At 70.6% G+C, this 11562-nt stretch carries 11 protein-coding genes; 7 read left to right on the top strand and 4 right to left on the bottom strand.

Annotation, left to right across the window (positions count from 1 at the left end):
• Positions 1-2: 2 nt before the first annotated feature.
• Positions 3-431, top strand: a complete 429-nt coding sequence (locus tag BN6_RS30295; protein WP_015103648.1) for a PH domain-containing protein — start codon at positions 3-5, stop codon at positions 429-431.
• A gap of 51 nt (positions 432-482) precedes the next feature.
• Here the strand turns inward: BN6_RS30295 and BN6_RS30290 are convergent, their stop codons facing one another.
• Complete coding sequence (locus tag BN6_RS30290; protein WP_231904794.1) at positions 483-2354, bottom strand: DUF2075 domain-containing protein; 1872 nt, start codon at positions 2352-2354, stop codon at positions 483-485.
• A 301-nt stretch (positions 2355-2655) separates the two neighbouring features.
• Between BN6_RS30290 and BN6_RS30285 the strand changes: the two genes are divergently transcribed.
• Both BN6_RS30285 and BN6_RS30280 read left to right on the top strand, forming a co-directional pair.
• The gene (locus BN6_RS30285; RefSeq protein WP_041314585.1) at positions 2656-4557 is read left to right on the top strand and encodes a DUF2075 domain-containing protein; all 1902 of its coding nucleotides are present in this window, start codon (positions 2656-2658) and stop codon (positions 4555-4557) included.
• 203 nt (positions 4558-4760) lie between these two features.
• Entirely contained in the window at positions 4761-6095 is a 1335-nt protein-coding gene (locus BN6_RS30280) for a M28 family metallopeptidase (protein ID WP_015103645.1), read from the top strand.
• 124 nt (positions 6096-6219) lie between these two features.
• Here the strand turns inward: BN6_RS30280 and BN6_RS30275 are convergent, their stop codons facing one another.
• From BN6_RS30275 to BN6_RS30265, 3 genes are all read right to left on the bottom strand, one after another.
• Positions 6220-7188, bottom strand: a complete 969-nt coding sequence (locus BN6_RS30275) for a helix-turn-helix transcriptional regulator (RefSeq protein WP_015103644.1) — start codon at positions 7186-7188, stop codon at positions 6220-6222.
• A gap of 65 nt (positions 7189-7253) precedes the next feature.
• Positions 7254-7739: a hypothetical protein gene (locus tag BN6_RS30270; RefSeq protein ID WP_015103643.1), complete on the bottom strand. Its 486-nt coding sequence runs from the start codon at positions 7737-7739 to the stop codon at positions 7254-7256.
• Complete coding sequence (locus tag BN6_RS30265) at positions 7739-9247, bottom strand: helix-turn-helix domain-containing protein (protein ID WP_231904793.1); 1509 nt, start codon at positions 9245-9247, stop codon at positions 7739-7741. Before BN6_RS30265 ends, BN6_RS30270 begins: the two co-directional genes overlap by 1 nt.
• 323 nt (positions 9248-9570) lie before the next feature.
• Here BN6_RS30265 and BN6_RS30260 point away from each other — a divergent pair, with 323 nt between their 5' ends.
• The 4 genes from BN6_RS30260 to BN6_RS30245 all read left to right on the top strand — a co-directional run bounded on the left by BN6_RS30260 (position 9571) and on the right by BN6_RS30245 (position 11528).
• The gene (locus BN6_RS30260) at positions 9571-10059 is read left to right on the top strand and encodes a hypothetical protein (RefSeq protein WP_015103641.1); all 489 of its coding nucleotides are present in this window, start codon (positions 9571-9573) and stop codon (positions 10057-10059) included.
• Between the two features lie 14 nt (positions 10060-10073).
• Positions 10074-10466 (top strand): Rieske (2Fe-2S) protein, encoded by a 393-nt coding sequence (locus tag BN6_RS30255; protein ID WP_015103640.1) that lies wholly within the window; start codon positions 10074-10076, stop codon positions 10464-10466.
• 110 nt (positions 10467-10576) lie between these two features.
• On the top strand, positions 10577-11062 hold the full coding sequence (locus BN6_RS30250) for a Rieske (2Fe-2S) protein (RefSeq protein WP_015103639.1): 486 nt from the start codon (positions 10577-10579) through the stop codon (positions 11060-11062).
• A 115-nt stretch (positions 11063-11177) separates the two neighbouring features.
• A complete protein-coding gene (locus BN6_RS30245; RefSeq protein WP_231904792.1) occupies positions 11178-11528 on the top strand; it encodes a DUF6247 family protein in 351 nt (116 codons plus the stop codon).
• Positions 11529-11562 lie beyond the last annotated feature (34 nt).

Raw genomic sequence — 11562 nt, 5'->3', positions numbered from 1 at the left:
CGATGGCCGTCGAATTCCGCCCCAAGCGCATCCGCACCGTGTCGGTGGTCAGCGCGGTGTTCCTGGTCGTGGTGTTCTCCGTGGTCGGCTGGCTGCTGACGGACACGCCGACCGGCGTGATCTTCCGGACGTCGGACCAGGTCGCGATGGTCGTGCTGGGCGTGCTGCTGGCGTCCGGCGTGCTGCTGCTGGCCCGCCCGCGCGTGCGCGCCGACGAGACCGGCGTCGAGGTCCGCAACGTCGTCACGGTCCGCCGTTTCGAGTGGTCCGACGTGCTGCACGTGTCGTTCCCGGACGGCGCGTCCTGGGCCCGGCTGGAACTGCCGGACGACGAGTACGTCTCGATCATGGCGATCCAAGCCGTCGACCGGGACCACGCGGTCGCCGCGGTCCGCGCCCTGCGCGAACTGCACCGCGCCGCCACGGGCTGAGCCGTCCGTCATCGCGGCCCGGTCGTGGCGCCGACCAGGACCGGGCCGCGGTCAGACAGTGTGCTTGCGAAGGAACTCGTTCGTTTCCGGGTCCACCGAGTAGACGCACACCCCTTGCATCCCGCGGGTCAGCAACACCTTGTACGTGTTGCGGACCAGCCGGTCGAACACCGGCGCGGGCACGCCCTTCAGGGCGGTGTCCTCGGTCCGGTCCGGCTGGGCCACCCAGCGGCCGTCCCGGATCACCAGATCCGGGCCGAGGATCACCCCGGCCCACTCGTACTCGAAGCCCTGGGCCGTGTAGATGCAGCCGATCTGGTCGAAGCCCCGCGGGTCCGAAGCCCAGTAGGACGCGGAGGGCACACCGGGGACGTCCACGCCCTGCCGGGCGTTCCACGGTCGGTGCCACCCGCCGATCTTGACGTCCTGGACGAGGCTGAGCCGTCCGTTGTGGTCCACCGGGTCGGACCACTTCCAGCAGAAGCCGGCCGCGATCCGGGCGCTCGCCCCGGTGTCCCTGATCCGGGCGCGCAACCACGCCTCGAGCCCGTGCGGGGCCGCCACCGACTCGACCACGTACTCGTCGTCGGTGTCCGCGACCAGTTCCGACCACGGGACCGGTGCCTGCCCGGTCAGGCCGAGCAGGCGCAGCACCCACTGGTCGAACAGCGGCGATCCACCGCACCTGAACTGACCGTCGAGATCCACCTCCACGACCTGGCAGCCCATGGCCCGCGCGACCTCCAGGACGTCGGTCGGCGAGCCGATCTCGCGCGGCCGCACCACCTGGTGGTCGTCCAGGAGGAAGACCGGGACCTTCGCCGCGTCGATGATCTGGTGGATCTGGCCGCGTATTTGATAGCGCCGGTGATCGGGCACGTTGGGGCTTTGTCCGCGAAGTCGGTGGGCTTCGTCGCAGATCACGACGTCCAGTTCGTCCACCCGTGCGCCGCCGAAATTGTTGAAGTACTTGAAGACGTCCTCTCCCCGCCGTCCGTCCTGGCCGAAGACGGCTTGGCGGAGGGTCTCGGTCAGGGCTTTCGAACCGGTAGCGTGGATCACCTTGATCCGGCTACCCGCCATGGCCGAATAGAGGTTCAAGGCGATGGCGCTCTTGCCGGTGCCCGGACCACCTCTGACCAGGATGACCTTCTTCCACGCGCGGTGATTCCCGACAGCCTCGGCAACAGCTCCCTGAACCGCTTTGAAGGCCACCTGCTGTTGATCGAGCAGCACGAAGTCGGTGCGCGCCGAGACAGAACCGGCGGCTGCGGTCAGCAGCGAGTGGGCCGGCGTCCGCCGGGCTCGGGTCAACCGTTCCGCGGCGTCGTCGGCGACCGCGAGCAGCGAGGTAAGATCGGTGGCCAGATCCCCGAGTTGATCAGCCGTGTAGAGCTGGCTGTAGTCGTCGTGGTCGTAGCGGTCCAGCGGCCAGTCGGCACTGCGGTGGGCGTTGTGCAGGTACGCCAGGCCTTTCACGCACGACGGCGTCCGGGCCAGCATCGGCACGAAACCCAGCAGGTGCCGGCAGTACTGGCGGACCTGCTCGGCCGGGTGCAGGACCGGCTGCCCCTTCTGCCCGTTGTAGCGGACCAGTCCATGTCCGACGACCTCGGCGTTCGTCCACTGCTTGAGTTCGACCAGTACGTAGGACGGTGAGCCGGTGTCCGGGTGGACGCCGCACAGCACCGCGTCGACCCGCTTGGGGCTGTACGGGAGCTGGTATTCGAGGATGACCTGGAGGTCGGCCAGGCCGCAGTCGCCGAGCAGTTCCAGCAATACCGGAACACTTCTCTGCCACGCGCCGAACTGGCCGTGCACCTCGTCCGGCTGGTTGCGAACGCCCACGTGCGCCGCCAGCGCGCGGATCAGCTTTCCTTCGGTGTAGTCGCGTAACAGGTCACGCGCGGAGCCCTGGACCAACCTTGCCCTCCCCGACAAGTCGATACCCACTATCGGGTCGATCATTCGAGCTGAACTCGCGGTCGGCAACCAAAACCCGTAAACCATTTCCTGAATCGGTCCGAAATTACGACATTCGGCAGCGTGGTCACTCCGAACGGAGCACGATCCGTCGTGACGGGTCGTGACCTCACGGTGGTGTGAGGCGGTGTGCGACGGCCGGTCTCCACTAGGCTCGTGGATCACGGCCCGGCGGCTGCGCGGCAATTCGGTTCCGCCGCCCAGGTCGCACGCCGACGAAGTACGCCCAGAGGGGATCGTTTTGGCTCTGATCCGCGGCAGCGCTGATGATCTGCTGGCCGAGGCCCGCGCCGGCCGCCTGCACACCCGGCTCCAGGAACAAGCGGGACACGTCATCGGCACCCGCGCCGGCGTCGGCGAGGTCAACTCCTGGCAGCGAAGCCTGCCCATCCTCCTCCAGCACGTGGCGGACGCCGGTCTCGGTGAGACCGAAGTCCTGCTGGAACACCAGCTACCGCACAGCAAGCAGCGCATCGACGCCGTCCTCTGCGGTGTGCACCCCCGCACGGCCGAGCACTGCTTCGTGTTCGTGGAACTCAAGCAGTGGTCCGCGGCGGAGTTGCACATCGACGCGGTGCTGAACGTGTCCGGCCTGCCCGGCAGGCACCTGCACCCGGTCGAACAGGTGCGGGGCTACTGCCAGTACGTCGTCGACCACACTCCGGGTCTCGTCGAGCGCCCGCGTGCCGTGCGCGGCCTCGCGTACCTCCACAACGCACGTCGGGCGGATGTCGCGTCGCTCCTCGACCACCGGGTCGACGACTACGGGCAGATGTTCACGATGGAGGACGGCGCGAAGCTCGTCAGCCACCTGCGCTCGATCCTCGACCCGGCCGCCGGGCGGGTGGCGGCCCTCGCCGCCGGCGACGAGTTCCTGAACTTCGAGCACCGCCCGACCAAGCCCCTGCTGACGCTGGCCGCGCAGGAGATCCAGGACCGCGAGCAGTTCGTCCTCCTTGACGAGCAGAAGGTCGCGTACGAACTGGTCCTGAACGCGGTGGAGCGGTCGCGCGCGGCGCAGACGAGGACCGTCGTGGTGGTGGAGGGCGGTCCTGGTTCGGGCAAGAGCGTCATCGCGCTGAGCCTGCTCGGTGAGCTCGCCCGCCGCGGCCTGGCGGTCCACCACGCCACGGGCTCCAAGGCGTTCACCCAGACCATGCGCAAGTACGCGGCACGCGGGAACCCGCGGGTCAAGGGGCTGTTCAAGTACTTCAACTCCTACGTGGGCAGCAATCCGCGGGACCTGGACGTCGTGCTCTGCGACGAGGCGCACCGCATCCGGGAGAACGGCGTCGACCGGTTCACCAAGAAGGAACGGCGGGAACGGGCCGGACGGCAGATCGACGAGCTGATCAACATCGCGAACGTGCCCGTCTTCCTGCTCGACGAGAACCAGATCGTGCGGCCGGGCGAGATGGGGTCGCTGGCGGAGATCACCGCGGCGGCGGACGCGCTCGGCTGCAAGGTCGAGGTCGTGCAGCTGCACGACCAGATGCGCTGCGGTGGTTCCGTCTGGTACGACACGTGGGTCGCGCGGCTGCTCGGGCTCGGTGGAAGTGCCGGGCCGCCGATCCCGTGGAGCAAGCTCGCCGGCCCGCTCGACCAGGGCATCACCCTGGCCAGTGCCAGTTCCCCGGCGTCGCTGGAAGCCTGGGTGCTCGATCGGCAGGCCGAGCACGGCGGCGTCGCCCGCCTCACCGCCGGGTACTGCTGGAATTGGAGCGACCCGGTCGGCGACGGAGCCGAGCGCCGGCTCGTCGACGACGTCCGCATCGGTTCGTGGGAACGGCCCTGGAACGCGAAGTCCGAGGGCAGGCGGGCCGTGCCGGGTGTTCCCGAATCTGACTACTGGGCCACCGACCCGCGCGGCTTCGGGCAGGTCGGCTGCGTCTACACCGCCCAGGGCTTCGAGTTCGACTGGTCCGGGGTCGTCTTCGGCCCGGACCTGGTGCGGCGCGACGGGATGTGGAGCCCCCGCCGGTCGGAGTCCAAGGACCCGCTGGTCAAACGCGCGGACGACCTGCGCTTCGCGGCGCTGATCAAGAACACCTATAAGGTGCTGCTCACCCGTGGCATGCGCGGGATCGCGGTCCACTCCACGGACCGCGAGACCCAGGAGTTCCTCGAGGAGATGACGAGCTAGCCCGCTGTCCGGACCGCTGTTCGGTGGTCGCGCGCCGGCTGGTCCGACGGTCCGGTGGACGGGGCAGACCGGGATCGGGTGCGGTCGCGGAGGGCTGATCGTCGTGGTGCCGTTGGCGGTCCGCTGTGCGCCAACGGCACCCTTCCCCGGAATGTCCGGTCTGCCTAGGTTCGAAAGATCGACCTGAACCTTGGGGGCCCGGAATGCGTAGACGTACTGTTCTGGCAGGTGCCGCCGCCGCGGCCGGCGTGGTCGCGCTGGGGCTCAACCCGGTGGCCAACGCCCAGCGCCCCGGCGCGTCGCAGGCACCGGACCTGTTCTTCGGCGACTACCCGGTGGTCGGCCGCGTTCGGGCCCGGCGGGCGATGGAGCACCTGCGGGTGCTCAGCGATCGGATCGGCCAGCGGATCGGCGGTACCGAGTCCGAGCACCGGGCCCGGGACTTCCTGGCCGGTGTGCTGCGCGACCTGCGGTACCGGGTGGACCTCCAGCCGTTCACCGTGCCGGACAAGTACCTGTCCACGCTGGCGCTGCCCGACAAGTCCCGCTGGAACGCCGGGGCCTCGCGGTTCGGCGCGCTCGGCGTCACCGCCGCCGGGCCGCTGGTGGACGCCGACACCGGCGCGTCGCTGCCCGCCGACCTCGCCGGCAAGGTCGTGCTGCTGGTCAACGTCCCCACCGGGTCGACCGCCGTGTACGACGCGGTCGCGCGCGGCGCCGCGGCGGTGCTGATCGGCCGGGTGTCCACGCCGCCGGCGGGCAAGACCAGCGCGTTCTCGCCGACGCTGACGTCGAACGTCGCCGTCCCGGTGCTGGGGATCGCGCAGGTGCACGTCGAGCGGCTGCGTGCCGCCAAGCCCGCGGAGCTGACCGTGTCGACCACCCACCACGCGTCGCTGACCTCGTACAACGTGATCGCCGAACGGCCCGCGACGTTCGGCGGCAAGGGCGTGGTCATGGTGACCGCGCACTACGACAGCGTGCCGGGCTCGCCGGGCGCGAACGACGACGGCAGCGGCACCGTGCTCACGTTGGAACTCGCGCGCGTGCTGCGGTACCTGCCGACGCACAAGGCGTTGCGGTTCGTGTTGTGGGGCTCGGAGGAGCAGGGCCTGCTCGGCTCGCGCCACTACGTCTCGCAGCTCACCGACGACGACGCCGCCCGGATCTCCGGCGTCTTCCAGAACGACATGGTCGCCACGAGCCACGGCTCGGCGACCGCGTACTGGCTGCTCTCGGTCGACGGCGGCGACAACAACACCACCCGCGAGGTCGCGGCGGCGGCCAAGCGGCTGGGCTACGACCCGCGCGTGCACGGCCCGGTGGCCCGGGGCAGCAGCGACCACGTGCCGTTCCACGAGCGCAAGATCGCGGCGGCGAACTTCAGCTGGCGCGGTGAAGGCGGCCCGCAGGAGCTGGAACCGCTCTACCACACGCCCGAGGACACCATCGCGGCCAACGTGAGCAGCGAACGCCTCCAGGTGTCGCTGGAACTGATCGGGGCGGCGGCGTACCGCCTGGCCTGCACCCGGAGCTGACCGGACCTGCGTAACGAGTCAGTCGGGCTTGGGCGCGGAGTCAGACCTGCGTACGGGGTCGATCAGGTCTGGGCGCGGGGTCGGTCGGACCTGAGTAGGGGGTCGATCTGGTCTGGGCGCGGGGTCAGTCGGGCTTGCGCACGGAGTCGGCCGCGCCGAGGAACCGCTCGCCGAGCACCCGCAGGTGCTCGGCGAGCTCCGGCGGCTCCAGGACGTCGAAGTCGATGCCGAACATCCCGATCCAGAGGCCGATCTCCTCCAGCGACGGCGAGCCCACGGTGAGCAGCGTGCGCTCGTCGTCGATGCGCTCCAAGTGCACCGACGACCACGAGGCCCGCGCCGAGAGCACGTCCAGCGGCGCGTGCATGACCAGCTTCGCCTGGTAGGTGTAAGGCGCGACGGAGAGCTGCCGCGACACGTAAGACGCCAAGTCTTCGGCCGGCGGTTCGCGGGGCGTGAAACGGGCCGCCAGGGTGGGTTCCTCGGGGATCCGGTCCACCCGGAACGTCCGCCAGTCGGCCTTGTCGACGTCCCACGCCACCAGGTACCAACGCCGTCCGGTGTGCGCGAGCCCCAACGGCTCCACGTGCCGCTTGGTGTCGCCTTCGCGGCCCGTGTACGGGAACCGCAGGCGTTGGTTGTCGCGGCACGCCCCGGCGATGGCGGTCAACGTCCGGGAGTCCACTCGCGCGACGTTCGGCGTGAGCGCGATCGTGTGCTCCTGCAAGGCGTTGACCCGTCGGCGCAACCGGGACGGCAGCACCTGCTCCAGTTTCGCCAACGCCCGCACGGACGTCTCCTCGATGCCCGCGACCGTGCCGTTGGCGGCCGTCCGCAACCCCACGGCGACCGCCACGGCCTCGTCGTCGTCCAGCAGCAGCGGGGGCAGTTCGGCTCCCGCGCCCAGCTGGTAGCCACCCGCGACGCCCGGCGCGGCGTTCACCGGGTAGCCCAGGTTGCGCAGCTTGTCGACGTCACGGCGCACGGTCCGCACGTCGACGCCCAGCCGGGTGGCCAGGTCCGCGCCCGTCCAGTCGCGGCGGACCTGGAGCAGGGACAGCAGCTTCAGCAGGCGTGCGGACGTTTCCAGCATGACGCCGAGTCTGCCACCTATTGCGGACAGCTCCTGTCCCTGAATGGTCTACGTCCTCCGCCGTTCTAGGACTTCCGCCTCGCCTCCTCCGGCCACACGACCACCACGGGCACGCCGGACGCGCGCGCGGTGTCCACGACGTCCGCCGTGCCCCCGCGACCGTCCGGCGGGTTGCCGTCCCAGACCGCGATCAGCAGTTCGACCGACGCCAGCATCCGCTCGTTCGCCATCACGTACGCGTGCCGGCCGGACACCTCGTTGGGCAGCATGCTGACCACGTCCGCCTTGGCCAGCAGCTCGTCGTACTCGGCCCGCCGCTCCGGTTTGAGCTTGTCCCGGTAGTCCATGGCGGGCAGCACCGCCTCGACCCGGCCACCCAGGTCGAGCACGGCCCGCGCGAACAACTGGTCCGCGCCCGGCGCCAGGCAGGTCACCCCGACCAGGGACGACCCGCCTGCCGCCTCGGCCTCCAACGCCGCGCGGATGGCTTCGCGCACGGCGTCGACGCAGTCGGGCACCAGGTTGCTGTGCCCGGTGATTCCCACGCGCATCAGGCCGTCCGCACTCCGCGAATAGCCTCGCGGGTGTCGCGCACCACCGGCAGTTCCCGGTGCCGCTCGGCTTCCTTGGCGAAGTCCTGCAACTTGCGCAGCACCCGCCCCGAGGCCAGTCCCGCCGCGGTCGGCAGGACGTCGTGGATCAGCCCGCAGGCCTCCTCCGGCTCACCGGAGACCATCCGCGTGCGGGCCAGCCCGATCACGTCGAACGCCCGGTTGCGCACCCGCGACGGGTCGCGCAGCCGCAGCGCCCGGCGGATGTGCTTCTCCGCCAACGGGGCCTGCTTCGGGTCGTGCCCGGACAAGTCGCGCATCCGGGCCCCGATCACGCCTTCCAGCTCCGCCTCGTCGAAGGTGTCCAGCCACCACGGCTCCGCACCGTCCTTGCGCTGCGCGAAGCTGTCCTGCGCCTGTCCGACCGCGCGGTGGAACTCCCGCACCCGACCCATCTGCGCGTACGCCCACGCTTCCCGTGTGCGCAGCAGCGCCTCTAACGTCGGGGTGGCGTTGCGCCGCGTCCCGTACTGGCCCAGCTGCACCAGCTCCAGTCCGTCCTCCGGTCGTCCCAGGTCGAACATCTGCCGCGCCATGGCTGCCAGGCACAGCGCGGCGAACGGGTCGTTGCGGCCCGCTTTCGCCATTCGGACGCCGAGCACGTAGTAGCGCTGTGCCGCGTCGTGCATCCCGGCGTCCCAGGACATGCTCGCCGCGACCTTGGACAGCTCCGCGCCGATGAAGAAGGCCCGCTCCGTAGTGGGACCCGCGGGCGCCCGTGACAACCGCTCGGCCAGTTCCTCCAACTGCCCGAGCACCGCCTTGCGCGCCAGCCCGTACCCGCCTCGTCCGCCCCACCCGCGCAGCCCGTCGGCGACGTTCTGCAACGCCGCCAACTCGTCCTCGCTGATCGCCGCGCTGGACGACCACTTGGACAGGGGCTGAAGGGGGTGAAGCCACCGCTGCAGCGGTTCGACCAGGGCGGGACCCATAGCCACCGCGGCTGCTCCGGTGAGCGCCGCTCGTCTGCTGATCGCCAAGTCGCTCCTCGCCGTCTCCTCGACCGATCTTGCGATGCTCGCCGCGTCCCACGCCGGGGCGAGCACATCGGGCGCGGCGCCGTCTTCGGGGCCGGCCTGGCTTGGGATTCCGACTCGGTCGAACCAGACCCGGTCGCCGGGGATGCCGAGCGCCCGCGCGAACTTCCGCAGGCGGTCGATCCGGTCGATCGGGTTCTCGCCGGTCTCGTACCGGGAGAGCTGCGCCTGGCTGATCCCCAGCCAGGACGCCATGCGGTCCTGGGTGACTCGGCTGACGTGGTGCGGGTGGTGGCGGTAAGCGGCGAGGACCGCTCCCATGTCGCGGTCGGCGAAGGCGGCGGCCATCGCCTCGTGGTCCCAGAAGTCGGCTGGGACCTCGGGCGGGCCGAACAACTCGGTACGCGCGTTGCGCCGGCACCGGTGGCAGAGGCGGTCGGTGTTGTCGGCGGCGAGGACCGCTCCGCACAACGGGCAAGCTGGCCTGGTACTGGCTGCTCTTCGAGCTTTCGGTTCCATCGGCTCGCTCCCGTCACTGAGCGTGCTCAACAGCATATAGAGATGTGATCGCGAGTCCATGCATTTCATGCATAAGACGGGGTGAGGCGTCGTGTCGGCGCTCCGGTGACGCCGTGCGGCGGATCGGCTTGACCCGGCGGGTGCATGGGTCCCACCCGAAGCCTGTGTGGTGGTCGGCGGCCCCGACGACGACCCTGCCGGTTGTGCCTGCGTCGGGACGACCCCCGTGCCCGAGCACCCGCCCGCTCCACCCGACCGGGGAGGGACCTCCGCTGATGAGCATCACCACCACGACCGCGCAATCCAGTCCACGAACGGGGCCCCGCGACCGAGCGCACCAGCAGGCGCTCGGAGAGGCCATCGCGGGCTACCGGCTGCTGGGTTGGAAGGTGTCCGTCACCGAGCAGGGCGTGTTCCTGCCGCTGGGCCCGGCCACCACCGCACTGGCCATGCCCGCGCGCATCGGGTCGAGGGTCCTGGCCGACCTCAAGGCCCGGATGCTGGCCGGACCCGTCACCGTCATCCCGGGTCCCCGCGAGCACTGGATCTTCCTCGCCGAACTCGTCGCCCTGCTGCCCACGCACCTGAAGGCGCCACCCGAGGTCCAGTTCGTCCGCTCGCCGCAGCGGATCGCCCTGCCGCCCACGATGACCCGGTACGGCTCGCTGCGGTGGGCGAACCCGCCGTCGCACTCCCGGCACTGGTTCCCGCCGTTCACCGCCGTGCTGGCGCTGGCCCGCACGGCGACCGCCCAGGACCGCTAGGTGAAGATGGGCGGGTGGAACGACGGACGCTGCTGCTGTGCGGTTTGCTCGCCCTGACCGGATGCGGTGCCGCCGGCACCGCTCGGAAGCCCGGCGTGGGTTCCGCCAAGACGGGGGACCGGGTCGCCGGGCTGGCCGACGTCCCGGCGGGCACCGGCAAGCTGGTCGACATGCCGGGTGACGGCCAGTTGCTGGTCGTGCGCACCGACGCGGGCGTACGGGTGTTCAACCCGGCCTGCCCGCACCAGGGGACGGTGGTCAACCCGCCCGCGGCCGGCGTGATCACGTGCCCGACGCACCGCAGCGAGTTCGACCTGTCCAGCGGCGCGGTGCTGTCCGGCCCGTCACCCAAAGGGCTGGTCGAGGTACCCGTCCGGGTGGCGGGCGAGGACGTGCTGCTGGCCTGAGCTGTCGATGTCGACAGGTCGACGTCGCTCGAAGTGTCGAACCGGTCAGTGCGTGGTCTCGTATTGGTGGTGTGACCGAACGACCACCCACCACATCGCGGAGGACCGGTTTGAGCACCACCGAGAACCCCAGGCTGTCCCGTCGCTCGATGCTGTGCGGCGTCCTGGTGGCGCTGGCCGTGCCCGGCGGCCTGGCCGCGTGCGGCGACGCCGGCACACCCACCGGCTCCCCGACCGGCACCACCGGCGGCTCGACCCCGGGCACGCCCCCGGGCTCCACCCCTGGCTCGACGCCGGGCGCGGCCGAGGGAGTCGTCTCGCTGTCCGAGGTGCCGGACGGCGGCGGCGTGGTCGTGGAAACCCCCGACAAGCCCCTCGTGATCACCCGATCGGGTAACACGGTGAAGGCCTTCGACGCCACCTGCCCGCACGCCGGAACCACCGTCGGAGCCCCCGTGAACGGCGTCATCACGTGCCCGAACCACGGCAGCACGTTCAAGGCCACCGACGGAGCCCGCACCGGCGGCCCCGCCACCACCGGCCTCAAGACCGTCAACGTGAAGGTCGAGAACGACCAGGTGATCGTCCTGCCCTGACCCGTCGTCGGCGGAACCGGGCAGGCATGTGTGTAAGTTGAGGTGAACCAGGTTGAGAGGTAATTTCTCTGTGGTGCACCCCGTTGAACGGCATTCGGAGCCTTGTCGCCCGACGGTGGCAGGTTCGGAAGTCGCCGGGGTCGAACGGGTTTCGCAGTGGGTCAGCGACGAGGCCGCCGCGGCGAGGTTCGGCTCGCCGGAGGCCATCCGAGCGGCACTGCTGCCGGAACAGGTCGAGGAGTTCGACACGGCGTACGACGCCGCCCTGGTCGCCGCCAAGCACACCCTCCGGCTGGACGAGTTGCACCGCGTCCTACGGGTGTGGCGGCGGATGGCTTTCCTGGCCGGACAAGATCCTGAAGCCCACCGGCGGATGCTCGCCACCGCGGCCGAGGTCGAGCGAACCGGCCACCCCCGGCCCGGTAGCGTGTCCTGGGACGAACTCAAGGCCGAACTCGGCCTCTGAGTCGCGAAGTTCGACGCTCGGGGGCGGCTGCTCG

This window comes from Saccharothrix espanaensis DSM 44229 (genome assembly GCF_000328705.1).
Classification (GTDB): Bacteria; Actinomycetota; Actinomycetes; order Mycobacteriales; family Pseudonocardiaceae; genus Actinosynnema; species Actinosynnema espanaense.
This window is presented reverse-complemented; position numbering and strand designations above follow the sequence as displayed.